This is a genomic window from Cupriavidus pauculus (genome assembly GCF_003854935.1).
Lineage (GTDB): Bacteria > Pseudomonadota > Gammaproteobacteria > Burkholderiales > Burkholderiaceae > Cupriavidus > Cupriavidus pauculus_C.
On the sequence record NZ_CP033969.1, the window covers coordinates 2126535 to 2151277 of the forward strand.

The following is a 24743-nucleotide window of genomic DNA, read 5'->3' on the forward strand; positions in this document are numbered from 1 at the left end:
GTTCGGGCGTTCGATGTTCAGGTTGCGCTGTCGTTGCCGTCCCGGGCCCAGTCGCGGGCGCGGTCGACGGCGCGGTGCCAGCGGGCGATGCGGTGCGCGCGGGCGTCGGCCGACAGCTTCGGCTCGAACCGCTGCTCCACCTGCCACTGGCGCGCGATCTCGCCGGGGTCGGTCCAGTAGCCGGTGGCCAGGCCGGCCAGGTAGGCCGCGCCCAGCGCCGTGGTCTCGGTCACGCGCGGCCGCACCACGGGCGTGCCCAGCAGGTCGGCCTGCATCTGCATCAGCAGGTCGCTGCGCGACGCGCCGCCGTCCACGCGCAGCTCGGCCAGCGAGATGCCGGCGTCCTTCTGCATCGCGTCCAGCACGTCCACGCTCTGCAGCGCGATCGATTCCAGCGCGGCCCGGGCGATATGGGGCCCGCCGGTGCCGCGCGTGATGCCGACCAGCGTGCCGCGCGCGAACGGGTCCCAGTGCGGCGCGCCCAGCCCGGCAAAGGCGGGTACCAGCACCACGCCGCCGGTGTCGTCGCACTGGCGCGCCAGCGGGTCTACCTCGGGCGCGCTGTGGATCAGCTTCAGGCCGTCGCGCAGCCACTGGATCGTGGCGCCGCCCATGAACACGCCGCCTTCCAGGCAGTACTGGGTGTCCTGGCCGATCTGCCAGCCAATCGTCGTGATCAGCCGGTTGCGCGATGTCACCGGCTGGTTGCCCGTGTTCATCAGGATGAAGCAGCCGGTGCCGTAGGTGTTCTTGGCCATGCCCGGCTTCAGGCACGCCTGGCCGAACGTGGCGGCCTGCTGGTCTCCGGCGATGCCGGCGATGGGCACCTCCACGCCGAACAGCCGCGCCGACGTGCGCGCCACGTGGCCGCTGGACGGCACCACCTCGGGCAGCAGGCTGCGCGGGATGTCCAGGATGCCAAGCAGCTCGTCGTCCCAGCGGAAGTCGTGGATGTTGAACAGCAGCGTGCGCGAGGCGTTGGAGACGTCGGTCACGTGGCGCGCGCCGTCGGTGAGCTGCCAGATCAGCCAGCTGTCGACGGTGCCGAAGGCCAGCTCGCCGCGCTCGGCCCGCGCCCGGGCGCCGTCGTAGTGGTCCAGCATCCAGCGCAGCTTGGTGCCCGAGAAGTAGGCGTCGATGATCAGCCCGGTCTTGCGCTGGAACGTGTCGCCGTGGCCGGCGGCCTGCAGGTCCTCGCACATCGGCGCGGTGCGGCGGTCCTGCCAGACCAGCGCGCGGCCCACCGGCTCGCCGGTCTTGCGGTCCCACAGCACCGTGGTCTCGCGCTGGTTGGTGATGCCGATGGCGCGAAGCTGCGAGCCGCTGACGTTGGCGTCGCCCAGCACCTCGTGGGCCACGGCAAGCTGCGACTGCCAGATTTCGTACGGGTCGTGCTCGACGTGGCCGGGGTGCGGATAATATTGCCGGAATTCGCGCTGGGCGATCCGTACCACATTGCCGGCGTGGTCGAACAGGATGGCGCGCGAGCTGCTGGTGCCCTGGTCCAGGGCCAGCACGTACTGCGGCGATTGCGTGGAAGGCGTGGATGTCATGCGGTCCATCCGTAACGGTGAAATGGCTTTTCTATGTCCGATATTGTCAGCGTGGTGGCTGCCGGCGTGGCCGCGCGCAGCCCCTTTGATCCGTCCGCCCACCTGCGGCTGCTGGCCGACGGCCGGCACGTGGGCTGGCTGCCGCGCACCCATGCCGACGTGCTGCGCGCCTGGTCCGGCACGCTGGGGCCGGAGCAGGGCGGGGCGGTGGCGCTGCTGCCCGGCCGCGATGACCGGGCCGGGCGCGACACGGCGCTGGCCGCGCTGGCGCGTGACCTGGCCGACGCGGGCCACGTGCGCGGCTGGCGCAACGAACTGTTCGCGGTGACGCCGGCGCCGGACGCGGTGCCGTTCGCGGTCATCGAGCGGGCGGCGGCGCGGTTCCTGGGGCTGCTGACGTTTGCGTCCCACATGAACGGCATCGTGGCCGGCCAGCGGGCGTTCTGGATCTCGCGGCGCAGCCCGTCCAAGGCGGTGGACCCGGGCATGTGGGACAACCTCGTGGCCGGCGGCGTGCCGGCCGGCAGCGATCCGCTGGAGACGCTGGTGCGCGAATGCGACGAGGAATCGGGCATCCCGCCGGCGCTGGCCGGGCAGGCCCAGGCCCACGGCGCGCTGGACGTGCTGCGCGAAATCCCCGAAGGCGTGCAGTGGGAGCGCGTGTATATATATGACCTGCTGCTGCCGCCGGACTTCGTGCCGCACAACCGCGACGGCGAGGTGGCCGAGCATCGGCATATCGACCCGGAGGCATTGCTTGCTATCATGGCGGGCCGCGCCATGACCGTCGATGCCACGCTGGTGACGCTGGATGCCCTCCGCAGGCGCGGCTGGGCGTCCGTCCAGCCCTGAATGTCCCGCATCGCGGCCCGGCCTTGCCCAACCCCGATTTGCCCCAAATGAGCACCACTGGTTTTATCCTGACGCTTTCCTGCCCGGACCAGCCGGGCATCGTGCACGCCGTGTCCGGCCTGCTGTTCCAGCATGGCTGCAACATCGTAGATTCTGACCAGTACGGCGACGCCTTTACCGGCCGCTTCTTCATGCGCGTGCATTTCAGCGCCGCGCCGGGCGGCCCCGGCCTGGCCGAGTTGCGCCAGGCGTTCGCGCCCGTGGGCGACCAGTTCGGCATGCAGTGGAACGTGTTCGACGCGACGGTCAAGCCGCGCGTGATGATCATGGTGTCCAAGATCGGCCACTGCCTGAACGACCTGCTGTTCCGCGCCAAGGTGGGCGGGCTGCCGGTGGAGATTGCCGCGATCGTCTCGAACCATCGTGATTTCTACCAGCTCGCCGCGTCGTACGACGTGCCGTTCTTCCACCTGCCGCTGATGAACGCGTCGGCCGAGCAGAAGGCCGCGCAGGAAGCCCGCGTGTTCGAGGTGGTGCGCGACCAGAACATCGACCTCGTGGTGCTGGCCCGCTACATGCAGGTGCTGTCCGACGACCTGTGCCGCAAGCTCGAAGGCCGGGCCATCAACATCCACCACTCGTTCCTGCCCAGCTTCAAGGGCGCCAAGCCGTACTACCAGGCCCACGACCGCGGCGTGAAGCTGATTGGCGCCACGGCCCACTACGTGACGGCCGACCTGGACGAGGGCCCGATCATCGAGCAGGAGATCGAGCGCGTGGACCACAGCATGGACCCCGAGCAGCTGACCGCCGTGGGCCGCGACGTGGAATGCGTGGCGCTGGCCCGTGCGGTCAAGTGGCACGCCGAGCACCGCATCCTGCTGAACGGTCACAAGACCGTGGTCTTCAAGTAAAGGCCGCAGCCCCTCTCCCGCCAGCGGAGAGGGGTGTCCCCCCGGCGATGGGCGGCAGTCATGCCGCATCCGCCACCACACATTTCACTCCGCTGTCGGCCAGCATCGCGTCATAGGGCGCGTGCAGCGGCTCGTCCGTGAACAGCCTGTCGATGCTCGACAGGGGCGCCAGTTCCACCATGGCGCGGCGGTTGAACTTGCTGGCGTCGGCCGCCAGCCAGATCTCGCGCGAGTGTTCCATGATCGTGCGGGCCACCTTGACCTCCCGGAAGTCGTAGTCGCGCAGCGTGCCGTCGGTCTCGATGCCCGAGATGCCGATGAGCCCGATGTCGACCTTGAACTGGCGGATGAACTCCACCGTGGCCTCGCCAATGATGCCCCGGTCGCGCGAGCGCAGCACGCCGCCCGCCACGATCACCTCGCAGTCCGGGTTGTCAGCGAGGATATTGGCCACATGCAGGTTGTTGGTGATGACCCGCAGCCCCCGGTGATGCACCAGCGCGCGCGCCACCTCTTCCACCGTGGTGCCGATGTTCAGGATCAGCGAACAGCCCTCGGGCACCGCCGCCGCCACCGCGCGCGCAATGCGCTGCTTGCCTTCGGCGTTGAGCACCTGCCGCTGCCGGTAGGCAATGTTCTCGGTGGTCGATCCCTCCATCCGCACCCCGCCATGAAACCGGGCCAGCATGCCGTTCTCGGCCAGCAGGTTCACGTCGCGCCGCACGGTCTGCAGCGTCACGCCGAACTTGCGCGCGAGTTCGTCGATCGAGGCGAAGCCCTGGGTGCGCACTTCCTCTAGCAGGGCGGTCTGGCGGGGATTAAGCGTCATGCCGGGCATTCTAGATCAAACAGAAACGAAAACAAATGACGCGCCGCAGTATTGTTTTATGTTCGTTTTTGCGCTAAAACGCACCCGACGACTGGAAAAGTGCGCCTCGGCCGCGGTTTTCGAAGTGGCTGAGCAAGCACAGGAACATTGGAGACTGGATGCAGCTCAGCCTGGAAGGCATTGCGCAGCAAGTGGGATCGCAAGCCTATCTTTACCCGATGTCGCTGGCCCCGGTGCCGGGCGCCGTCACCATCCTGCTGGGGGCCACCCAGGCCGGCAAGACGTCGCTGATGCGCGTGATGGCCGGGCTCGACAAGCCCACCGCCGGCCGTGTGCGGGTGGATGGCGTGGACGTGACCGGCGTGCCGGTGCGCGAGCGCAACGTGTCGATGGTGTACCAGCAGTTCATTAACTACCCGTCGCTGACCGTCTTCGACAACATCGCCTCGCCGCTGCGGCTGCGGCGCGACAGCCGCGACGACATTGCCGCGCGCGTGCGCAGCCTGGCCGGGCGCCTGCATATCGAGCACCTGCTGGCGCGCTACCCGGCCGAGCTGTCCGGCGGCCAGCAGCAGCGCGTGGCGCTGGCCCGGGCGCTGGCCAAGAACGCGCCGCTGATGCTGCTGGACGAGCCGCTGGTCAATCTGGACTACAAGCTGCGCGAGGAATTGCGCGAGGAACTGACCCACCTGTTCGCGCAGGGCGATGCCACGGTGGTCTACGCGACCACCGAGCCGGCCGAGGCGCTGCTGCTGGGCGGCCACACCGCCGTGCTCGACGCCGGCGAACTGCTGCAATACGGCCCGACACCCGAAGTCTTCCACTATCCCGCCTCGCTGCGCGTGGCGCGCGCGTTCAGCGATCCGCCGATGAACCTGGTGGAAGGGGTGCTCGATGGCGGCCACGTGACGCTGCCGGGGCAGATCCGCATCCCGATGCCCGACGTGGCCGCGCCCGGCGGGCCGGTCACGGTGGGTATCCGCGCCGGGGCGCTGCGGCTGCAGCCGGTGCCGGGCGCCGTGGCCGTGCCGGGCAAGGTGGCGCTGGCCGAGCTGTCCGGCTCCGACACGTTCGTCCATATCGACACGGCCGCCGGCAACCTCGTGGCCCAGTTTGCCGGGGTGCTCGACCTGCGGCTCGGCGCGCCGCTGGCCATCCACGTGGAGCCGGGCCAGATCTACCTGTTCGACGCCGCCGGCCAGCGCATCCACGCGCCGCGCCGGCCCGGCGCCCTGGCCGACGCGGCCAGCACGCCGCTCAACGAGACGGGAGCCTGACATGGCACGCATCGACCTCGATCTCGCCCATTCCTACGTGCCCCATCCCCAGAAGGACGACGACTACGCGCTGCTGCCGCTGAACTTCACGTTCGAGGACGGCGGCGCCTATGCCCTGCTGGGGCCGTCCGGCTGCGGCAAGACCACACTGCTGAACTGCATCTCGGGGCTGCTGCGGCCGTCGCAGGGCACCATCCGCTTCGACGGGCAGGACGTCACCGACGCCTCGCCGCAGGCGCGCAACATCGCCCAGGTGTTCCAGTTTCCGGTGATCTACGACACGATGACCGTTGGCGAGAACCTGGCGTTCCCGCTGCGCAACCGGGGCGTGCCAGCCGCGCAGGTCAGGGAGCGGGTAGGCCGGGTGGCCGAGATGCTCGACCTGTCGGGCTGGCTGGACCGCCGCGCCAGCGGGCTGGCTGCCGACGCCAAGCAGAAGATCTCGCTGGGGCGGGGGCTGGTGCGCCAGGACGTGTCGGCCATCCTGTTCGACGAGCCGCTGACCGTGATCGATCCGCACCTGAAATGGCAGTTGCGGCGCAAGCTCAAGGAAATCCACCACGAATTCCGGCTCACGCTGATCTACGTGACGCACGACCAGACCGAGGCGCTGACGTTTGCCGACCAGGTGGTGGTGATGTCGCGCGGCAAGGCCGTGCAGGTGGGCGCCGCCGATGCGCTGTTCGAGCGGCCGGCGCACACGTTCGTCGGCCATTTCATCGGGTCGCCGGGCATGAACTTCCTGCCCGGCCAGTGGCGCGACGGCGCCATCGAGGTGGCGGGGCGGCGCTACATGCCAGACCTGCCGCCCGCCACGCAGGCCGCGCTGCAGGCGGCCGGCAGCTTCCGCATCGGCGTGCGGCCCGAATACCTGCAACTGGCCCCGGCCGACGACCCGCAGGCCATGCCGGTGCGCGTGGCCCGCGCGCAGGACATCGGCACGTACTGGCTGATGACCGCAACGGTGGACCATGGCCAGGACGCCACGCTGCGCGCCCGGCTGGGTACCGAGGCCGCCGCGCTGCGGCCCGGCGATACCGCGTGGCTGACCGTGTTCAACCGCCACACCTGCTTCTATATCAACGAGGAACTGGTCTCATGAAGCCCGTCAACCAGAAAGCCTGGCTGCTGGTCCTGCCGGTGGTGATCTGCGTGGCGTTTTCGGCGATCCTGCCGCTGATGACGATCGTCAACTATTCGGTGCAGGACATCATCTCGCCGGAACGCCGCGTCTTCGTGGGCACCGAGTGGTTTGCCACGGTGCTGCGCGACGGCGAGCTGCACGACGCGCTGCTGCGCCAGCTCGGCTTCTCGCTGGCGGTGCTGTGCGTGGAGATACCGCTGGGCATCCTGCTGGCGCTGGCCATGCCGGCGCGGGGCTGGCAGGCGTCGGCCGCGCTGGTCATCATCGCGCTGTCGCTGCTGATTCCGTGGAACGTGGTGGGCACGATCTGGCAGATCTTCGGCCGCACCGACATCGGCCTGCTGGGCGCCGCGCTGGACGGCATGGGCTTCGACTACAACTACACCGGCAGCGCGGTGGATGCCTGGGTCACGGTGCTGGTGATGGACGTCTGGCACTGGACGCCGCTGGTGGCGCTGCTCTGCTACGCCGGGCTGCGCGCGATTCCGGACGCCTACTACCAGGCCGCCCAGATCGACGGGGCGTCGCGCTTCGCCGTGTTCCGCTTCATCCAGCTCCCCAAGCTGCGCGGCGTGCTGATGATTGCCGTGCTGCTGCGCTTCATGGACAGCTTCATGATCTACACCGAGCCATTCGTGCTGACCGGCGGCGGGCCGGGCAACGCCACCACGTTCCTGTCGCAGTATCTGACGCAGAAGGCAGTGGGCCAGTTCGACCTGGGGCCGGCCGCCTCGTTCTCGATCGTGTACTTCCTGATCATCCTGCTGACCTGCTTCGTGCTCTATAACTGGATGCAGCGCGCCGGCACGTCCGGCACCGAGGAGATGCCCCATGGCTGAGCGCACCCTTCCCGGCCAGCGCCCCGGCTGGTGGCGGCCGGTGTTCCTGACCCTGTACCTGCTGTTCGCCATCGTGCCGATCTACTGGATGGTGAACATGTCGTTCAAGACCAACGAGGAGATCGTCTCGTCGCTGTCGCTCTGGCCGGCGTCGTTCACGCTGGAGCACTACGTGACGATCTTCACCGATGCGTCGTGGTACGCGGGCTACATCAACTCGCTGATCTACGTGCTGCTGAACACGGTCATCTCGATCGGGGTGGCGCTGCCGGCCGCCTACGCGTTCTCGCGCTACCAGTTCATTGGCGACAAGCACGTGTTCTTCTGGCTGCTGACCAACCGGATGACGCCGCCGGCCGTGTTCCTGCTGCCGTTTTTTCAGCTTTATACGACGATGGGGCTCATGGACACCCACCTCGGCGTGGCGCTGGCGCACCTGGTGTTCAACGTGCCGCTGGCGGTCTGGATCCTGGAAGGTTTCATGTCCGGCGTGCCGCGCGAGATCGACGAGACCGCCTATGTGGACGGCTACTCGTTCCCGCGCTTCTTCCTGACGATCTTCCTGCCGCTGATCAAGGCCGGCGTGGGCGTGGCGGCGTTCTTCTGCTTCATGTTCAGTTGGGTGGAACTGCTGCTGGCGCGCACGCTGACATCGGTCAACGCCAAGCCGATCGTGGCGACGATGACGCGCACCGTGTCGGCCTCGGGCATGGACTGGGGCGTGCTGGCCGCGGCCGGCGTGCTGACCATCGTGCCGGGCGCCATCGTGATCTGGTTCGTGCGGCACTACATCGCGAAGGGCTTTGCGATGGGCCGCGTTTAAGGAAACTACGATGCTGAGCTGGATGGTATGGACCACCCCGGTGGCCGTCTTCTTCTCGCTGGTGGTGCTGATGCTGGTGGGCATGACGATCTGGGAGGTACGCGCGCCCACGGTGGAGCGCAAGGGCTTCCTGCCGATCGCCACCACGCGCGGCGACCGCCTGTTTATCGGCCTGATGTGCGCGGCCTGGATCAACCTGGCCTGGGTGGGCCTGGGCGAGAAGATGCAGGGTTGGTTCCAGTTGCAGGCCGAGCCGTCGGTGTGGATCAGCGCGGCGGTGTCCGCCGTGGTGCTGCTGGTGATCATGCGCCACGGCTGAGCCGGGGCGCGTCTTTGGGGTTTGGCGTTCATGGGCTGCGAGATCTTTGTCCCTTCCCCGGGGCCGCAACCCAGGTACAGAGCCGGGGAAGGGTAGCTGAGGAGACACGAATGAAAGAGCACGTGAAGTTGGGGATGTCGGCCCTGGCCTTTGCGGCCGCGCTGACATGCGGGCATGCCGCGTGGGCCGACGAGGCCGCGGCGAAGAAGTGGATCGACAACGAATTCCAGCCGTCGTCGTTGTCCAAGGACAAGCAGCAGGCCGAGCTGAAGTGGTTCATCGACGCCGCCGCCAAGCTCAAGGCCAAGGGCGTGACGCAGATCAACGTGGTGTCGGAGACGATTACCACGCACGAGTACGAATCCAAGACGCTGGCCAAGGCGTTCGAGGAAATCACCGGCATCAAGGTCAACCACGACCTGATCCAGGAAGGCGACGTCGTGGAAAAACTCCAGACGTCGATGCAGTCGGGCAAGTCGATCTACGACGGCTGGATCTCGGACTCGGACCTGATCGGCACGCACTACCGCTACGGCGCCATCCTGCCGCTGACCGACTACATGAACGGCGCCGGCAAGGAATTCACCAACCCCGGCATCGACGTCAAGGACTTCATCGGCACCAAGTTCACGACCGCGCCGGACGGCAAGCTGTACCAGTTGCCCGACCAGCAGTTCGCCAACCTGTACTGGTTCCGCGCCGACTGGTTCGCGCGCAAGGACCTGCAGGACAAGTTCAAGGCCAAGTACGGCTATGACCTGGGCGTGCCGACCAACTGGTCGGCCTACGAGGACATCGCCAACTTCTTCACCAACGACGTGAAGGAACTGGACGGCAAGAAGGTCTACGGCCACATGGACTACGGCAAGAAGGACCCGTCGCTGGGCTGGCGCTTCACCGACGCCTGGCTGTCGATGGCCGGATCGGCCGACAAGGGCCTGCCCAACGGCATGCCGGTGGACGAGTGGGGCATCCGCGTGGCCGACGACAAGTGCACGCCGGTGGGCGCGTCGGTGTCGCGCGGCGGCGCCACCAACAGCCCGGCGGCCGTCTATGCGCTGACCAAGTACATCGACTGGATGAAGAAGTACGCCCCGCCGCAGGCCATGGGCATGACGTTCTCCGAAGCCGGCCCGGTGCCTGCGCAGGGCCAGGTGGCGCAGCAGATCTTCTGGTACACGGCATTCACGGCCGACATGACCAAGAAGGGCCTGCCGGTGGTCAACGCCGACGGCTCGCCCAAGTGGCGCATGGCCCCGTCGCCGTACGGCCCGTACTGGAAGCAGGGCATGCAGAACGGCTACCAGGACGTGGGCTCGTGGACGTTCTTCAAGAACACCGACCCGAACCGCCTGGCCGGCGCCTGGCTGTACGCGCAGTTCGTCACGTCCAAGACGGTGTCGCTGAAGAAGTCGCTGACCGGCCTGACGTTCATCCGCGACAGCGACATCAACCACGACTACCTGACCAAGAACGCGGCCAAGTACGGCGGGCTGGTGGAGTTCTACCGCAGCCCGGCCCGCGTGGCCTGGACGCCCACCGGCAACAACGTGCCCGACTACCCCAAGCTGGCCCAGCTCTGGTGGAAGAACGTGGCCACGGCCGTGACCGGCGAGAAGACGCCGCAGGCCGCCATGGACAACCTGGCCGAGGAAATGGACCAGGTCATGGCCCGCCTGCAGCGCGCCGGCATGGCGCAGTGCGCGCCGAAGCTCAACCCGAAGAGCGACCCGTCGAAGTGGCTGTCGGCGGACCATGCGCCGTGGAAGAAGCTCGACAACGAGAAGCCGAAGGGCGAGACCATCGCCTACGACAAACTGCTGCAGGCGTGGAAGGAAGGGCGGGTGCGCTGACCCCGCCAGTCCTTCGCCGGACGGGGTGTTCGGCCTGCAGTGGGAAGCGGTGGCGCGTCATGCGCCGCCGCTTTTTTTACGTCTGGCGCCGGCGCGCGGGGTTCAGGCCCGGGCCGGGCTGTCGAGCGGGCGGGTGGCCGGCGTCGACGCATGGCACGCCTTGCCGTGCCGCTTGGCGTCGTAGAGCGCCATGTCGGCGCGCATGAACAGCTCGCTGACCGACGTGCCCTGGTCGGGCCGGTGCAGCGCGCTGCCCACGCTGGCGGTGGCCACCAGCCGGTGCCCGTCGATCTCGAACGGCCGCATGGCCGCGTGGACCACTGTGTGGGCGATGCGCTCGACCGTGTTGGGGTTGCCCACGTCCTCCAGCACGATGGCGAACTCGTCGCCGCCAATCCGCGCCACGGCGTCGCCGCCGCGCACGCAGCCGCGCAGCCGTTCGGCAAACGCGACCAGCAACTGGTCGCCCACCGGGTGGCCGTGGGTGTCGTTCACGGCCTTGAAATCGTCCAGGTCCACCAGCAGCAGCGCGGTGCGATGGCCGTCGGCGTCGGCGCGGGCAATGGTTTCCTGCAGCCGGCGGTCGAAGCCCTTGCGGTTGAGCAGGCCGGTCAGGTGGTCGGACAGCGTCTGCGCCTCCAGGCTGCGCAGCTTCTGGCGCTCGCCGGTGATGTCGCGCGCGAACATGTGCAGGCCCGTCAGCGCGTCCATCGCGTCGTTCCACGCGGGCTGGAACGTCATCTCCCAGGCCACGCCCTCGGCCGTCTCGCGCGTGCAGGTCACCGATTCGCCCAGCCAGGCCCGTTCCAGGTACGGCTTGTTGGCCATGTAGTCGGGCGTGCCCCACAGCTCGCGCAGCGTCAGCCCGGCGATCTGCGCCGTCGGCAGCCCGAAATGGCGCGCATAGGCGCGGTTGACGAAGACAAAGCGCTCGTCGGCATCGACAAAGGCCACCAGGTCCGGCACGTGGTTGGCGATGGCCGCCAGCCGCTTCTCGCTGGCGGCGGCGCTGTCCGTGGCGGCCTTGAGTGCCGCCTCGCGCTCGGTAAGCTGGGTCATCACGTCGGCAAACGCGCCGGCCAGCTCGCCGATCTCGTCGTCGCGGCGCACCGGCAGCTCGGCCACGGCGTTGGGCTGCTCGCAGAGCTTGCGCACCGAGCGGTGCAGGTGTTCCAGCGGCGCCAGCAGGTGGCGGATGGCCATCCACATCAGCCCGGCCGCGGCCAGCAGCGTCAGCAGGCCCAGCACGATGGCCCGGTGGCGCACCTCCACCAGCGGCGCGTACGCCTCGGCGGCGGGCAGCACGGAGACCACCTCCCAGCCATTCGATTCCAGCAGGTGGCGGGCCACCACCGGCTGCTCCGGCGCCAGCGCCTCCCAGCGCGATGCCGGCACCTCGGCGCCGCACGCCTCGCCCACGGGCCGCGCCGCCGCCAGCACCCTGCTGGCGTCGGGGTGCATCGCGTAGCGCGGATTCGGCCCGGCCGACACCAGGCAGTAGTAGCCGGTCACGCCCACGCGGTGGTGCGCCAGTTCGCGCAGGAAGTTGTCGGCCGACAGGTTCAGCACGCCGCCGACCACGCCACGCAGCCGCCCCTGCGCATCGCGCAGCGGCACGGCCAGGATCACGCCGGGTGCGCTGCTGTGCTTGCCCTGCAGCAGGTCGGAGACGGCAAAGTCGGCCCCGTTGACGATGGATTTGAAGTATTCGCGATCGCCGACGGTCATCTTGACCCCGTCGGGCACGGCGGTGCTGAAGGCGAGGGTGCCATCGGGCCAGGCCAGGAACGTGGCGTTGAAGTGCTCGGGCATGTCCACCGTGTCGGTGGCCAGCTGGCGCAGTTGCGCGCTGGGGCGATCCAGCACGGGCGCCAGCGTGCGCGCCAGGCGGCGCAGCACCACCGCGCGCGATTCGAGCTTGTCGTCCAACTGGTCCGCCACCAGCTTGACCAGGGTGTCCTGCTGGGCCTGGATGACTTGCTGCAGGCGCGTGTACGCGTAGAGCTGGGAAAACCCGACCCGCACCGCGAACACCAGCGTGACAACCGTCGCCGCCGCGATGGCCATCCGGTACTTCAGTGAGTGCCGCATGAATCTCTTCTTGTTTTTTATGCTGACCCGTTCCGCCTGCCTGGGCTTGACCGCCACGACCCTGCCCATCTTCGGGATGCACCGCTGCGATGCCTCCTCGGCAGACGGTTCAAAGCGTAGCAGAAACGCCATTGATTTTCGGCGCCGGGGGCCGGCCGGCACGTGTGACAGCCCACATGGCGGGCCGCTGGCGCACGCGCCGTGGCGGCGGCGCGACATGACGCGGTCGCCGCCCGGTCAGGGGCAGTCGGCCAGCGTGGCGGCCAGCCAGTCGATCACCGGCCGGAAGCGCGACGCGCCGCGGAATTCGGCCGGATAGGCCAGCCAGACCTCGCGCACCACCTCGGGCACGTTGCGCACCAGCGCCAGCCCGGCCTCGCCGGCACCCAGGTAGTGCGGCAGCAGCGCCACGCCCAGCACGGCGCGCACGCCTTCGCGCACGGCCAGGAAGCTGTTGGACTGGAACGAGAAATGCCGCGCCTGCGCCTGCGGCCATTGCACCTCGGGCAGCGTGAAGCCTTCGTCCAGCAGCCCGCACAGCGGCGTCTCGCGCGCGTTGGCCTCGGCGGCCGACATCGCGGCCGGCGCGTAGAGCCCGAAATGGATCGTGCCCACGCGCTGCGCGACCAGCGAATCCTCCTGCGGACGCGCCAGCCGCACCGCGATATGGGCGCGGCGCCGCGCCAGGCTGGTGACGCGGTTGTCCACCTCCAGCCGCAGTTCGACGTCGGGATGGCGCGCGTAGAACGCCGGCAGCCGGGGCGTCAGGAAATGGCTGCCCAGCGACGCCGTGGCCGCCACGCGCACCACGCCCGAGACGCCGGTGCCGGCCCCCTCGATCTCGCGCAGCAGCCGGTCTGCCGACTGTTCCATCTGGCGGGCGGCGGTCAGCGCGTTGCGGCCGGCCGCCGTCAGCACGAAGCTGCCATCCGTGCGCGTGGCAACCGGCTTGCCCAGCGCGGCTTCGAGCCGGCGAATGCGGCGGATGGCCGTGGCGTGCGTGATATCGAGCTCGCGCGCGCAGGCCGAATAGCTGCCCGCGCGCATCAGCGTGGACAGCGTGAGCAGGTCATCCCAGGCGATTGTGCTTTTTTGCACAGCTTGTGTGATTTGGTGGCGAATTGGCGTACAGCTTACCGCGCTCTACGATGCGTGCACACCACACGCCAACCCAGACACCCCCGCCGCCCCCGGGAGACGCCATGACCGCCCCTGCCAAGCCCTTCACCCTGCTCGACGCCGCCGGCGCCAGCCGCCTGCCTTCCGCGTGGACCGACGCCGTGCTCGTGCTGGTGGACCATCAGCGCGAATACATCGACGGCAAGCTGCCGCTGACCGGCATGCCGGCCGCCGTGGCCGAGTGCGCGGCGCTGCTGGCCCAGGCGCGCCGCCACGGCACGCCGGTCATCCACGTGATCCACGAAGGCAAGGCCGGTGGCGCGTTCGACCCCGCCAGCCCCCATGCCGCGATCATCGAGGGCCTGACGCCGGCCGCCGGCGAGCAGACGGTGGCCAAGCACCTGCCGAACAGCTTCGCCGGCACCGATCTCGCGGCCCGGCTGGCCGCCACCGGCCGCAAGGAGCTGATCGTGGCCGGCTTCCAGACCCATATGTGCATCAGCGCCACCGTGCGCTCGGCATTGGACCACGGCTACCGCGTCACGCTGGTGGCCGCCGCCTGCGCCACGCGCGACCTGCCGGACCCGCTGGGCGGCCAGCCGCTGCCCGCCGCCGAACTGCACCGCGTGACGCTGGCGGCGCTGAACGACCGCTTTGCCACCGTGGTGGCCGACACGTCGGCATGGGCGGCGTGATCCGCTAAGCCGCTGAGCCACCGCCGGGCGGCGCGGCAGTGGACTCCCTTACATAAAAGCCGCCAGACCGCCGGCCGGGCTAGGGCATACTAGCGCCTTCGCTGCGCCGCCGTTCCCGGCCGCGCGCCCGTTTTCTCGCCGCCCCCGCATGAAGCGCATCCTCCTTATCAAGATCACGTCGCTGGGCGACATGGTCCACACGCTGCCCCTGCTGTACGACCTGCGTCGCGCCTATCCCGGTGCCAGGATTGACTGGATCGCGGACGCCTCCTGCGCCGACATCCCGCGCTGGGCCGTCGGCGTCGACCGCGTCATCGCGCCGCCGCTGCGTCAGTTCAAGAAGAACGGCCGCAAGTGGCGCGACCTGCGCGGCATCCTCGGCGCGCTGCGCGACCTGCGGCGCGAGCGCTACGACGTGGCCATCGACGTCCACGGTGTGTTCAAGAGCGCCATCGCGGCCCGGCTGGCGCGCACGAACCGCCGGCTCGGCTATGCCGCCGAGTTCCTGGGCGAGGAAAAGGCGGTCTTTGCCTACACCGAGATCTTTGGCCCCCATGGCGACGCCAACTGCCGCCAGAAGATGCGGCTGGTCGTGGCCAATGCGCTTGGCTACGAGATCGAACCCCATGAATCGGCCGAACTGCGCGTGCCGCCCCCGGCCACGCCGCTGAACGCCGACGGCGTGCCGCGTGCGCTGCTGTTCCACGCCACCTCGCTCGATATCAAGAAATGGCCGCAGGCCAACTGGATCGAGGTCGGGCACCAGCTCGCGCGGCAGGGCTATCGTGTGCAACTGCCGTGGGGCTCGCAGAAGGAACACGACGAGGCCCAGGCGCTGGCCGCGGCCATGCCCAACGCGGAAGTGCTGCCGCGCATGTCGATCACCGAGGTCGCGCAGCGCGTGGACGCCGCGTCGCTGGTCGTCGGCATGGATACCGGCTTCGTCCATCTGGCCGACGCGCTCGGCAAGCCCACCGTCATGCTGTTCACGGCCACGCGCCGCCATCACTTTGGCGTGGACAAGCCCGGCCAGTCGGTGTCGGTCGGCGACGACGGCGTGCAGCCGACCGTGGCCGAGGTGCTGCAGGCGATCGATCATGTCACGCACCGGTTTGCCGTTCCCGAGACCCAGCCGCTTCAGGCGGCCGGCACCCCGTCGGCGTAACGCCAGTACTCGAAGTCGACCACCGTCGAATTGCCGTTGGCGGTGACGAGGTCGAGCATGAACGCCTGGCGCCGGATCAGCATGCGCGCCAGGTAGCGCGCCCCGCGCCGCACGCCCGGCGGCGCGCCGGTCGGTTCGCCATGGCGCATCGCCAGCCGCAGGATGTGCACCGGCACGAACAGCTGCGGCGCGTTCATGCGCGCCAGCGCCGCTTCCGCATACAGCAGTGACGACTGGGCCAGCCCCGCAAAGCGGTTGCGGAGCTGCGCCAGCACCGGCGGCGGCAGCGTGGCGCCGGTGCCGGTCAGCCCCAGCGGCGTGACGCCGCGCACGTTGTCGCTCCACAGGCCGCCCACCACCACCAGCGGGTCGCGCTTCTGCGGCGGCGGCAGCGGCGACAGGTCCTCCCGGACGTAGAACATCTCGCCATTGAGGTCGTACAGGTGGCTGCGCAGCCCGAAGCGGCGCGCGTAGCCGATGATGCAGTCCATGTCCTCGTCGAACACCGGGCGCGCGTCGCGCGGCAGATAGCGGGGCCGGATCTCGAACAGGCCCGGCGAGGCGGCGTAGCGGCCGGTCCAGGTCCGCAGGCTGCTGGCGTCGGACGGATTTCCGGTGGTCGGGCGGGTGGTAGACAGTTCCAGCGACATCGGTGCGGGTGCGTGGCAGTGGGCAACCCACACACGCTACGCGCCGCACCGGCCCACGTCGTTAGGACGATTCTGCAAATCGGTGCTGAAATTTCTCTTCTGGCGGCCGGTTTGATGCCGGACAAACGAGACGCGGCCGCCGGGGGCGGGAATCAGTGGACAAAACCGCCCTGCACAAAGCGCACCGGTTCCGCGTCCATCCGCAGCAGCAGCGCGGTCAGCCCGTCGGCCGGCGCGGCGCCCGTCCTTGCCACCTGTGTCGCCCGTGCCGCCTGCCCCGACGTGCAGAGCAGGCTTGCCTCGCTCCAGCCATTGCCGCCCGGCCCGGCCTGCGCGCGCAGCCAGCCATCGCGGTCGGCCAGCCAGACCGTGCCCGCCAGCCGTGCCGGATCGATGCCGGCCAGCCGCGCGAACACGGGCCACGCATCGGCCGAGGCCGCCACGCAACCGGCGCGGAACGCCGGCGGGTTCGGCAGCGGCTGGCCGTCGCGCGTGACCAGCAGCGTCAGGAAGCGCGGATCGTCGACCGGCCAGGCGCCCGGCTGGCCGTCGAATGCCACCACGCGCACGCGCTGGCGGCCGCGCCAGTCGGCCAGCGTCCGCACGGGCGCCTGCGGACACCGCACCGCCACCTCGGGCAGCCGCAGCGGGATCGGCCAGCTACCCTGCGCGGCGGCACCGGTGCCGGCGGCCAGCGCCTTCATGTAGTCGATCACGGCCCAGGTCTGCGCGTCGTCGATTTGCCGCCCGAACCCGGGCATCGTCGCGCGCCCGGCGCCGTCGCGCATCCCTGCGGCGATATGCCAGAACAGTTCGCCCTCGGCGCGCCGGCCCAGCAGCGGGCTGGCGAACGTGGGCGGCCAGCGCGTCAGCGTGGCGGCCAGCGGACCTTCGCCCCGGCCATCGGCGCCGTGGCAGGCCGCGCAGTGGCGGGCGTAGACGCGCCCGCCCTCGGCGATGGCGTCGACGGTGAACGGTGCGGGATGGCGATGGAAGCTCGTCGGCGCGGCCGGCGTGAGCAGCAGCGCCGGCGATGGCCAGGGCGCGGCCACCAGCGCCAGCGCGCCCAGCCCAAGCCAGACGGCGCGGCGCCGCCGCCAGCCCAGCGCCACGGCCAGGCAGGCCAGCGCCACGGCCACGGCCACCAGCGTCAGCGCCAGTTGCCGCGCCAGGCCCAGGTCGATCAGCAGCGTCTCGCCGGCGATGCGGTGCGTCCACGGCCACGCGGGCTGGCCGTGCCGGTCGCCGGTCCAGCCCAGCGCGTGCCACAGGCGCAGCAGGCCAAGCTGGGCCGCCTGCACCGCCTCCAGCAGCGCGTTGAGCCACGCCTGCGGGGGCGGGGCGGTCATGGCTTACCAGCTTGCATCGAGACCCAGGTGGCGCAGCGCCTCGTGGCGCAGTTCGGCCAGCCGCGTGTCGCCGCGATGGCGCGGGTAGGGCAGGTCGACGCGGATCTCGGCGGTGATGCGCGCGGGCCGCTGGCTGAAGACGATCACGCGCTGGGCCAGGAACAGCGCCTCCTCCACATCGTGCGTGACCAGCAGCGCCGAGAAGCCGGCGCGCTGCCAGAGTTCCACGAGGTCGCCCTGCATCGCCAGCCGGGTCAGCGAATCGAGCTTGCCCAGCGGTTCGTCCAGCACCAGCAGGCGCGGATCGTTGACCAGCGCGCGCGCCAGGGCCACGCGCTGGGCCATGCCGCCCGACAACTGGTGCGGAAACGCCCGCGCAAACGCCTCCAGCCCCACGCGCTTCAACGCCGCATCCACGCGATGGCCCTCGCGGCGCAGCAGGCCGCGCGCCTGCAGGCCCAGCGCCACGTTGTCGCGCACGCGGCGCCACGGGTACAGCGTCGGGTCCTGGAACACGACGATGCGCGACGGGTCGGGCCGGTCGATCGGCGCGTCGTCCTGCAGGATCTGGCCCTGCGACGGCTGATCGAGCCCGGCCACCAGCCGCAGCAGCGTGGACTTGCCGCAGCCGCTGGGCCCCAGCAGCGCGACGAATTCGCCCGGCGCCACGGCCAGGTTCACGCCGTCGAGCACGGGCAGCGCCTGGTCGCCGTCGCCAAACGCGTGGCTGACGGCGCGGATGTCGATGCGGGCGCCGCGCGCGGCGCGGTCGGCGGTGGGTTGCACAGTGCCGGCTACCATTTGACGGTTCCTTTCTGCCAGGACAGCGCGCGGTCGCGCACCGCGAACAGCAGCGTGATGACGCCCGAGAACAGCAGCGCCATCACGATCAGCGCCGCATACATGTTGACGTACGACGCCCAGCCCTGGGCCCAGGTCAGGTACCAGCCGAGCCCGGATTTCACGCCCATCATCTCGGCCGTGACCAGCACCGAGAACGATGCGCCCAGCCCCATGAACAGGCCGACGAACACCTGCGGCAGCGCGGCCGGAATGGCCACGCGCAGCACCAGGAACCATTCGGAGGCGCCCATCGTGCGCGCCACGTCGTAGTAGCTCTTATTGACGCCGGCCACGCCGGACCACGTCAGCACGGCCACCGGAAAGGCCGTGGCCAGCGCGATCAGGAACACCGCCGCCGCGTAGCTGGACGGGAAGAAGTAGAACGTCAGCGGCAGCAGCGCCGTCGACGGCAGCGGCCCCAGCACCCGCAGCACCGGATGCACCCAGTAGCCGATGCGCCGCGACCAGCCGATCGACACCCCGATCAGAAAGCCGGCCACGCCGCCGTAGGCCACGCCAAAGCCCAGCAGCTTCACCGTGTTCAGCACGCTGTCGCCCAGCCGCCGCCAGTCGTCGACGTAGACCTCGATCAGCGCCTGCGGCGGCGCAAAGAACGGGGTGGGCAGCGTTGCGGTCTTGGCGGTCAGGATTTCCCAGGCGGCCAGCCCCAGCGGCAGCGCCACCAGCCACGGGCCGGCCTGGCGCAGCGCCGGGTCTGCGCGCCGCAGCGGGCGCAGGTAGCCGCCGGCCAGCGCCACGGCCAGCAGCCCGGCGGCGGCCACCAGCACCGCGATGCCCAGTTCCTCGGTATAGGCCCAGTCGCTGAAGCCGGCCACCTTGTTGGGCCAGCGCAGCGTGACCAGGCCAAAGGCGCCCCAGGCCAGCGCGGCGACGATGCCGGCCGGCCAGACCCTGGCGGCCGGGCGCGTGGCCCCGCCGTGCAGCAGCGGGGCGTCGAGCGTTTGCGACGACGTTGCCATGTTCGGTCTCCGGTGTCAGCCCAGCACGTTGGCGTAGACGTGCTGCGCCAGCTTCTTCGTGTCGGTGGATTTCTTGAGCACGCCGATGCGCTGGAAATCGCCCGCGTAGAACGCGATTTCCTCCTGCAGGTCCACGCCGGTCGGGTGGTGCGTGTAGGTCAGCGTGGCGTAGAGCTTGCGCAGGTCGTCCGGGCTGATCTTCGGCGAATACTTGGCGAAGACCTTGGCCGCCTCGTTCGGGTTCTCGTTGACGTAGTCGGTGGCCTGGACGATCGACCGCGCCAGCGCGGCGGCGGCCGGGCGGTCGTTGCGCACCAGTTCGCCGCGCGCGCCCACCACGCAGCAGACCTTGCGCGCGTACTCGCCGGTCAGGTTGGTCGCCAGTTCCACGTAGGCGCCGTTGGTGCGTTTTTCCAGCAGGTAGAGGTTGGGGTCGCCGTCGGCGATGGCCTGGATCTCGCCCTTGTCCACGGCCACGCCCAGCAGGTCGGCCGGGTACTGGCGCCACGTGATGTCGCGGTCGGGGTCGATGCCGTGCTTGGCCAGCAGGATCGTGAAGAAGTGCTTGCCCGGCGCGGCCAGGTCGCTTACGCCGACGGTCTTGCCCTTGAGCGACTGCAGCGTCGTCACGCCGGCCGCCTTCGAGCCCACCAGCCGCACGCAGCCGCCGTGGGAGCTGCCGATGATCTTGACGTCGAAGCCTGCTTCCAGCGGCTTGAGCCAGCGGTGGATCATGCCCACGGCGGCGTCGGCCTTGCCCGTGGCAATCGATTCCAGCAACTGGTCGAACTCGTTCTGCCTGACGCCGGTGGTCGTGGCGCAGGAACGGGGCTTCTTCGAGAAGAACGGCCTGCAGGTCCGTCCACAGCCGCTGGTCGACGCGGTCGCCTTGCTCGGCCGCCGCCAGCAGCCGGCGCGCGCCTTCGCTCTGCTGCGGGCCGCCCCGGCTGTAGCCGGCCTGCACGCGCAGCGCGCGGGTGCGGGCCAGGATGTCGTCGGCGCGCTGCCATGCCCTGGCCTCGGTATCGGCCAGCACGGGCCGGAACGACACCGAGAAGTTGACCGTGCGCCCGTGCCGGGCCGCTTCGGCGCGCACGCGCGTGGTGAGCTCGCGCACCTGGTCCAGCGATTCGCCCCACAGCGCGTAGACGTCGGCATGCTTGCCGGCCACCGCGATGGCCGCGTCAGAGGCGCCGCCGAAGTAGATCGGCACGTGCGGCTGCTGGGCCGGCTTGACCTCCGAGAAACCGCGCTCGAAACGGTAGAACGTGCCGGCGTGGTCGAACGGCTGCGGGGCCGTCCAGATGCGGCGCAGGATGTCCAGGTACTCGTCGGTGCGCGCGTAGCGCTGGTCGTGGTCCAGGTAGTCGCCGTCGCGCTTCTGCTCGTCGTCGGAGCCACCCGAGATGAAGTGCACGCCCAGCCGCCCGCCGCTGAACTGGTCGAGCGTGGCGATCTGCCGCGCGGCCAGCGTCGGCGACGTGAAGCCGGGCCGGTGCGCCAGCATGAAGTGGATGCGCTCGGTCACGGCCGCCGCGTAGGCGATGGTCAGCGTGGCCGACGGCCCGGTGGAATGGTGCGGCACCAGGATGCGGTCGAAGCCGGCCTGCTCGTGGGCCTGGGCAAAGGCGCGCACGTAGTCGCGGTCGACCACGGGGCCGGCGGGCGGATGGATCTCGGACTGCTTCTGGCTCTGGATCATGCCGATGAAATTGACGCTCATGCGCGACGCTCCTGGTTGGCGTGGGGTACGGACGAGAACCGTACGCCCGGCCCGGTGCGCGCCAAACGAATAAAAACGCCGCTCCATATGCGCGCCGGACGCGGGTCGATATGCGATATGGGTCGTTACGCGGGGCCGGGCGCCGGGGGTACGCTTGTCGGCCACGTTGCCATCCCCCATCAGGAAGACCCTTCATGTCCGCGTCATCGCTGCATCGCCTGCCCACTCCCGCCGCCCGCCTGGACGACGTGCTGGCCGACCTGTCCGCGCGCTTTGCCGCCCGCGCCGCCCATCACGACGAGACCGGCGCCTTTCCGCACGAGCACTTCGCCCAGTTGCACGCCAGCGGACTGGTGTCGCACGTGGTGCCGGCCGCGCACGGTGGCGGCGGGGCCGGGCTGGCCGAGGCGCGGCGCGTGATTGCGGCGGTGGCCGGCGGCGATGCCGCCACGGCGCTGGTGCTGACGATGACCTACCTGCAGCATCGCGCCATCGGCCGGGCTGATTCGCGCTGGCCAGACGCCGTGCGCGAGCAGGTGTTCCGCAGCGCGGTGGCGTCGGGCGCGCTGATCAATTCGCTGCGCGTGGAGCCGGAACTGGGCTCGCCGTCGCGCGGCGGGCTGCCGGCCACGGTGGCGATGCGCGTGGGCGACCGCTGGCGGCTCAGCGGCCACAAGCTCTACACCACCGGCATCCCGGCGCTGCAATGGCTGGCCGTCTGGGCCCGCACGCACGAGCCGGAGCCGCGCGTCGGCTTATTCCTCGTGCCGAAGCCGGCTGCCGACACGCCCGGCATCCGCGTGATCGAAAGCTGGCACCACATGGGGCTGCGCGCGTCGGGCAGCCACGAGGTGGTGTTCGAGGACGTCTGGATCCCGCTGGAAAACGCGGTCGATATCCGGCCGCCCGCGGCCTGGGCGCCCACGTCGGGCAGCCAGGCCGATTTCGATGCCAGCGCGGACCAGCAGGCGTGGATGGTGACGCTGCTGGGCAGCCTGTACGACGCCGTGGCGCGCGCCGGCGTGGACTGGGTGCGCCAGTTCGTCAGCGAGCGTGTTCCGAGCGGGCTGGGCCAGCCGCTGGCCACGCTGGCGCGCGTGCAGGAAGCGGTGGGCGAGATGGCCGCGCTGCTGCGCACCAACCGCGTGTTGCTGGACGACCTGGCGGCGCAGGCCGACGCGGGCACGCCGCCGTCGCCGGCCGACAGCGGGCTGGTCAAGTACACGGTCACGTCCAACGCGATCCGCGCGGTGGAACTGGCGCTGCAGCTATCGGGCAACCACGGCCTGAGCCGGCACAACCCGCTGGAACGCCACTATCGCGACGTGCTTTGCAGCCGCATCCACACGCCGCAGAACGACGCCATCCTGACCGCCGCCGGCCGCGCCGCGCTGGGCCGCTGAGCCCGCGCCGCGCGTCCGCCATCGTGCTATGGTTGGGGTCGATTCGCCGCAACCGCAGACGGTGAACGTCCTTTTCCGGAGACACGCCCATGGCTGAGACGCTTCCTGCCGCGCAACGGCTGGCGCCGCTACGCGACTTCATCACGGCATTTTCCGCGCTGCTCGACACGCACCCGGACGAGCCGCGCATCCTCGACGCCGGCGGCAAGCTGCTGGCGAAGCTGGTGGCGCGCGACGACTGGCTGCCCGACGCCTACGCGCAGCCCCATCCCGAGTTCTACCAGCAGATGCTGCTGCACTGCGATTCGGCCGAGCGGTTCTCGATCGTCAGCTTTGTCTGGGGGCCGGGCCAGCGCACGCCGATCCACGACCACACGGTGTGGGGCCTGATCGGCATGCTGCGCGGCGCCGAGTACGCGCAGCCGTATGCGGTGGACGCCGACGGCGTGCCGCGCCCGCACGGCGAGGCGGTGCGGCTGGCGCCGGGGCAGGTGGAGGCGGTGTCGCCGACGGTGGGCGACATCCACCGCGTGCACAACGCGTTCGACGACCGCGTGTCGATCAGCATTCACGTCTACGGCGCCAACATCGGCGCGGTGCGGCGCCACGTCTACCCCGATGCCGGCGGCACCAAGACCTTCATTTCCGGCTATTCCAACGCCACCCTGCCCAATCCCTGGGACCGCTCCAAGGACGCCTGACCCTCATGACCGATCACCACCCGCCATTCCCCGTCACCCCCAGCCTGGCCGTGCGCCAGGCGCTGCTCGACCGCGCCGAGATCGCGCTGATCGACGTGCGCGAGGAAGACCCGTTCGCGCAGCAGCACCCGCTCTGGGCGGCCAACTTTCCGCTGTCGCGGATCGAGCTCGATGCCTGGACGCGCATCCCGCGCCGCGACACGCGCATCGTCGTCTACGGCACCCACGATGGCGAGGACCTGGCCCCGCGCGCGGCGGCGCGGCTGCGTGCGCTGGGCTACACCGACGTGTCGCTGCTCGATGGCGGGCTCGATGCCTGGATCGCGGCCGGCGGCGAGGTGTTCCGCGACGTCAACGTGCCGAGCAAGTCGTTCGGCGAACTGGTGGAGGCGCGGCGGCACACGCCGTCGCTGAGCGCGCCCGAGGTGCAGGCGCTGATCGACAGCCAGGCCGACGTGGTGATCGTCGATGCGCGCCGCTTCGACGAATACCAGACCATGAACATCCCGACGTCGACCAGCCTGCCGGGCGCGGAACTGGTGCTGCGCATCCGCGAGCTCGCGCCGGACCCGCGCACGCAGGTCATCGTCAACTGCGCGGGGCGCACGCGCAGCATCATCGGCACGCAGTCGCTGGTCAACGCCGGCATTCCGAACCCGGTGGCCGCGCTGCGCAACGGCACGATCGGCTGGACGCTGGCCGGCCAGAAGCTCGCCCACGGCGCCAGCCGCCGCGCGCCGGCCCAGGTGGAGGCGGCCAATCTGGCGCAGGCGCGCGAGGGCGCGCGGGCGATTGCCGAGCGCGCCGGCGTGCGGCGCATCGCGCTGGATGGGCTGGCGTCGCTGACGGCGCCGGCCCGAACGGTCTACCGCTTCGACGTGCGCACGCCCGAGGAATACGCCGACGGCCATCTGCCCGGCTTTGCCAGCGCGCCGGGCGGCCAGCTGGTGCAGGAAACCGATCACCAGGCGCCGGTGCGCGGCGCGCGGATCGTGCTGGCCGACGACGATGGCGTGCGGGCCAACATGACCGGATCGTGGCTCGCGCAGATGGGGTGGGAGGTCTACGTGGTGGACGGCGCGACGGCGGCCGACCGCGCCGAACGCGGCACGCCGGCGCCGCAGCATCCGGCGCCGCCCGAGGTGGCCACCGTGGCACCGGCCACGCTGGCCGGCTGGCTCGACGCCGGCGATGCGGCCGTGATCGACGTGACGACCAGCGCCAACTACGTCAAGCGGCACATCCCGGGCGCGTGGTTTGCCATCCGCGCCCAGCTGAAGCAGGCGCTGGCGGTCATCCCGCCGGCCCGCCGGCTGGTGCTGACCTGCGGATCGAGCCTGCTGGCGCGTTTTGCGGCGGCGGACCTGCGCGGGCTGACCGATGCCGAGGTCTTCGTGCTGGAAGGCGGCACCGCGGCGTGGGCCGCGGCCGGGTTGCCGGTGGAAGCCGGCGAGACGCGGCTGGCCGTGCCGCGCACGGACCGCTATCGCCGGCCGTACGAGGGCACCGACAATGCGGCGGCCGCCATGCAGGCGTACCTGGACTGGGAATTCGGCCTCATCGCGCAGCTGGAGCGCGACGGCACCCACTTCTTCGACGTGGCCTGAGCGCCGGGCCCCAC

The 24743-nt window shown here is 70.2% G+C and carries 21 protein-coding genes and 2 pseudogenes; 13 read left to right on the forward strand and 10 right to left on the reverse strand.

All coding sequences use genetic code 11. The annotated features are described in order from the left end of the window. Nucleotides 1-17 precede the first annotated feature (17 nt). Nucleotides 18-1553, reverse strand: a complete 1536-nt coding sequence (gene glpK, locus EHF44_RS11560) for a glycerol kinase GlpK (protein ID WP_253699810.1) — start codon at nt 1551-1553, stop codon at nt 18-20. Nucleotides 1554-1586: 33 nt separating this feature from the next. Between glpK and EHF44_RS11565 the strand changes: the two genes are divergently transcribed. Then, nucleotides 1587-2405 (forward strand): NUDIX hydrolase, encoded by an 819-nt coding sequence (locus EHF44_RS11565; protein WP_124683870.1) that lies wholly within the window; start codon nt 1587-1589, stop codon nt 2403-2405. Between the two features lie 47 nt (nt 2406-2452). Beyond that, nucleotides 2453-3319, forward strand: coding sequence for a formyltetrahydrofolate deformylase (gene purU / locus EHF44_RS11570; protein WP_124683871.1), 867 nt, complete (start codon nt 2453-2455; stop codon nt 3317-3319). Nucleotides 3320-3377: 58 nt separating this feature from the next. On the opposite strand, the gene EHF44_RS11575 is transcribed toward purU, so the two are convergent. After that, nucleotides 3378-4148, reverse strand: a complete 771-nt coding sequence (locus EHF44_RS11575; RefSeq protein ID WP_172966046.1) for a DeoR/GlpR family DNA-binding transcription regulator — start codon at nt 4146-4148, stop codon at nt 3378-3380. Nucleotides 4149-4306: 158 nt separating this feature from the next. Between EHF44_RS11575 and EHF44_RS11580 the strand changes: the two genes are divergently transcribed. The 6 genes from EHF44_RS11580 (at nt 4307) to EHF44_RS11605 (ending at nt 10403) form a co-directional block, all read left to right on the forward strand. Continuing rightward, nucleotides 4307-5425, forward strand: a complete 1119-nt coding sequence (locus EHF44_RS11580; RefSeq protein ID WP_124683873.1) for an ABC transporter ATP-binding protein — start codon at nt 4307-4309, stop codon at nt 5423-5425. A gap of 1 nt (nt 5426) precedes the next feature. Further along, nucleotides 5427-6527 carry an ABC transporter ATP-binding protein gene (locus tag EHF44_RS11585; protein WP_124683874.1) on the forward strand — a complete coding sequence of 367 codons (1101 nt, stop codon included), beginning with the start codon at nt 5427-5429 and terminating at the stop codon, nt 6525-6527. Continuing rightward, nucleotides 6524-7408, forward strand: coding sequence for a carbohydrate ABC transporter permease (locus EHF44_RS11590; protein WP_124683875.1), 885 nt, complete (start codon nt 6524-6526; stop codon nt 7406-7408). Before EHF44_RS11585 ends, EHF44_RS11590 begins: the two co-directional genes overlap by 4 nt. After that, on the forward strand, nt 7401-8231 hold the full coding sequence (locus EHF44_RS11595; protein WP_124683876.1) for a carbohydrate ABC transporter permease: 831 nt from the start codon (nt 7401-7403) through the stop codon (nt 8229-8231). The genes EHF44_RS11590 and EHF44_RS11595 overlap by 8 nt, the downstream gene beginning before the upstream one ends. 10 nt (nt 8232-8241) lie before the next feature. Next, complete coding sequence (locus EHF44_RS11600; RefSeq protein ID WP_124683877.1) at nt 8242-8550, forward strand: DUF2160 domain-containing protein; 309 nt, start codon at nt 8242-8244, stop codon at nt 8548-8550. 122 nt (nt 8551-8672) lie between these two features. Next, nucleotides 8673-10403, forward strand: coding sequence for an ABC transporter substrate-binding protein (locus tag EHF44_RS11605; protein WP_124685084.1), 1731 nt, complete (start codon nt 8673-8675; stop codon nt 10401-10403). A 102-nt stretch (nt 10404-10505) separates the two neighbouring features. Here EHF44_RS11605 and EHF44_RS11610 read toward each other — a convergent pair whose 3' ends face one another. Both EHF44_RS11610 and EHF44_RS11615 read right to left on the reverse strand, forming a co-directional pair. Beyond that, a complete protein-coding gene (locus tag EHF44_RS11610) occupies nt 10506-12494 on the reverse strand; it encodes a diguanylate cyclase domain-containing protein (protein ID WP_253699812.1) in 1989 nt (662 codons plus the stop codon). Between the two features lie 237 nt (nt 12495-12731). After that, entirely contained in the window at nt 12732-13592 is an 861-nt protein-coding gene (locus EHF44_RS11615; RefSeq protein WP_124683878.1) for a LysR family transcriptional regulator, read from the reverse strand. Between the two features lie 104 nt (nt 13593-13696). Here EHF44_RS11615 and EHF44_RS11620 point away from each other — a divergent pair, with 104 nt between their 5' ends. Next, nucleotides 13697-14308: a cysteine hydrolase family protein gene (locus tag EHF44_RS11620; RefSeq protein ID WP_124683879.1), complete on the forward strand. Its 612-nt coding sequence runs from the start codon at nt 13697-13699 to the stop codon at nt 14306-14308. A gap of 148 nt (nt 14309-14456) precedes the next feature. Beyond that, a complete protein-coding gene (waaC, locus tag EHF44_RS11625; protein ID WP_124683880.1) occupies nt 14457-15473 on the forward strand; it encodes a lipopolysaccharide heptosyltransferase I in 1017 nt (338 codons plus the stop codon). Here waaC and EHF44_RS11630 read toward each other — a convergent pair. The 6 genes and pseudogenes from EHF44_RS11630 to EHF44_RS11655 all read right to left on the reverse strand — a co-directional run. Further along, on the reverse strand, nt 15446-16123 hold the full coding sequence (locus EHF44_RS11630) for a hypothetical protein (protein ID WP_124683881.1): 678 nt from the start codon (nt 16121-16123) through the stop codon (nt 15446-15448). The genes waaC and EHF44_RS11630 overlap by 28 nt on opposite strands. A 152-nt stretch (nt 16124-16275) precedes the next feature. Next, nucleotides 16276-17472, reverse strand: coding sequence for a c-type cytochrome (locus tag EHF44_RS11635; RefSeq protein WP_124683882.1), 1197 nt, complete (start codon nt 17470-17472; stop codon nt 16276-16278). A 3-nt stretch (nt 17473-17475) separates the two neighbouring features. Further along, on the reverse strand, nt 17476-18273 hold the full coding sequence (locus EHF44_RS11640) for an ABC transporter ATP-binding protein (RefSeq protein ID WP_124683883.1): 798 nt from the start codon (nt 18271-18273) through the stop codon (nt 17476-17478). Continuing rightward, nucleotides 18267-19295, reverse strand: coding sequence for an ABC transporter permease (locus tag EHF44_RS11645; protein WP_124683884.1), 1029 nt, complete (start codon nt 19293-19295; stop codon nt 18267-18269). The genes EHF44_RS11640 and EHF44_RS11645 overlap by 7 nt, the downstream gene beginning before the upstream one ends. 15 nt (nt 19296-19310) lie before the next feature. Then, nucleotides 19311-20081: pseudogene (locus EHF44_RS11650) on the reverse strand (ABC transporter substrate-binding protein); the annotation flags it as partial. 67 nt (nt 20082-20148) lie between these two features. Further along, nucleotides 20149-21018, reverse strand: a pseudogene (locus EHF44_RS11655) (LLM class flavin-dependent oxidoreductase); the annotation flags it as partial. Nucleotides 21019-21212: 194 nt separating this feature from the next. On the opposite strand from EHF44_RS11655, the gene EHF44_RS11660 reads away from it, so the two are divergent. The 3 genes from EHF44_RS11660 to EHF44_RS11670 all read left to right on the forward strand — a co-directional run bounded on the left by EHF44_RS11660 (nt 21213) and on the right by EHF44_RS11670 (nt 24729). Then, nucleotides 21213-22421: an acyl-CoA dehydrogenase family protein gene (locus EHF44_RS11660; protein WP_124683885.1), complete on the forward strand. Its 1209-nt coding sequence runs from the start codon at nt 21213-21215 to the stop codon at nt 22419-22421. Between the two features lie 89 nt (nt 22422-22510). Then, nucleotides 22511-23122 carry a cysteine dioxygenase gene (locus EHF44_RS11665; protein ID WP_124683886.1) on the forward strand — a complete coding sequence of 204 codons (612 nt, stop codon included), beginning with the start codon at nt 22511-22513 and terminating at the stop codon, nt 23120-23122. Nucleotides 23123-23127: 5 nt separating this feature from the next. Next, a complete protein-coding gene (locus EHF44_RS11670) occupies nt 23128-24729 on the forward strand; it encodes a rhodanese-related sulfurtransferase (RefSeq protein WP_124683887.1) in 1602 nt (533 codons plus the stop codon). Nucleotides 24730-24743 lie beyond the last annotated feature (14 nt).

Coding starts and splice junctions, on each gene's coding strand:
- glpK (WP_253699810.1), bottom strand. CDS start 1,553: ATGACATCCACGCCTTCCACGCAATCGCCGCAGTACGTGCTGGCCCTG.
- EHF44_RS11565 (WP_124683870.1), top strand. CDS start 1,587: ATGTCCGATATTGTCAGCGTGGTGGCTGCCGGCGTGGCCGCGCGCAGC.
- purU (WP_124683871.1), top strand. CDS start 2,453: ATGAGCACCACTGGTTTTATCCTGACGCTTTCCTGCCCGGACCAGCCG.
- EHF44_RS11575 (WP_172966046.1), bottom strand. CDS start 4,148: ATGACGCTTAATCCCCGCCAGACCGCCCTGCTAGAGGAAGTGCGCACC.
- EHF44_RS11580 (WP_124683873.1), top strand. CDS start 4,307: ATGCAGCTCAGCCTGGAAGGCATTGCGCAGCAAGTGGGATCGCAAGCC.
- EHF44_RS11585 (WP_124683874.1), top strand. CDS start 5,427: ATGGCACGCATCGACCTCGATCTCGCCCATTCCTACGTGCCCCATCCC.
- EHF44_RS11590 (WP_124683875.1), top strand. CDS start 6,524: ATGAAGCCCGTCAACCAGAAAGCCTGGCTGCTGGTCCTGCCGGTGGTG.
- EHF44_RS11595 (WP_124683876.1), top strand. CDS start 7,401: ATGGCTGAGCGCACCCTTCCCGGCCAGCGCCCCGGCTGGTGGCGGCCG.
- EHF44_RS11600 (WP_124683877.1), top strand. CDS start 8,242: ATGCTGAGCTGGATGGTATGGACCACCCCGGTGGCCGTCTTCTTCTCG.
- EHF44_RS11610 (WP_253699812.1), bottom strand. CDS start 12,494: ATGCGGCACTCACTGAAGTACCGGATGGCCATCGCGGCGGCGACGGTT.
- EHF44_RS11620 (WP_124683879.1), top strand. CDS start 13,697: ATGACCGCCCCTGCCAAGCCCTTCACCCTGCTCGACGCCGCCGGCGCC.
- waaC (WP_124683880.1), top strand. CDS start 14,457: ATGAAGCGCATCCTCCTTATCAAGATCACGTCGCTGGGCGACATGGTC.
- EHF44_RS11630 (WP_124683881.1), bottom strand. CDS start 16,123: ATGTCGCTGGAACTGTCTACCACCCGCCCGACCACCGGAAATCCGTCC.
- EHF44_RS11635 (WP_124683882.1), bottom strand. CDS start 17,472: ATGACCGCCCCGCCCCCGCAGGCGTGGCTCAACGCGCTGCTGGAGGCG.
- EHF44_RS11640 (WP_124683883.1), bottom strand. CDS start 18,273: ATGGTAGCCGGCACTGTGCAACCCACCGCCGACCGCGCCGCGCGCGGC.
- EHF44_RS11645 (WP_124683884.1), bottom strand. CDS start 19,295: ATGGCAACGTCGTCGCAAACGCTCGACGCCCCGCTGCTGCACGGCGGG.
- EHF44_RS11660 (WP_124683885.1), top strand. CDS start 21,213: ATGTCCGCGTCATCGCTGCATCGCCTGCCCACTCCCGCCGCCCGCCTG.
- EHF44_RS11665 (WP_124683886.1), top strand. CDS start 22,511: ATGGCTGAGACGCTTCCTGCCGCGCAACGGCTGGCGCCGCTACGCGAC.
- EHF44_RS11670 (WP_124683887.1), top strand. CDS start 23,128: ATGACCGATCACCACCCGCCATTCCCCGTCACCCCCAGCCTGGCCGTG.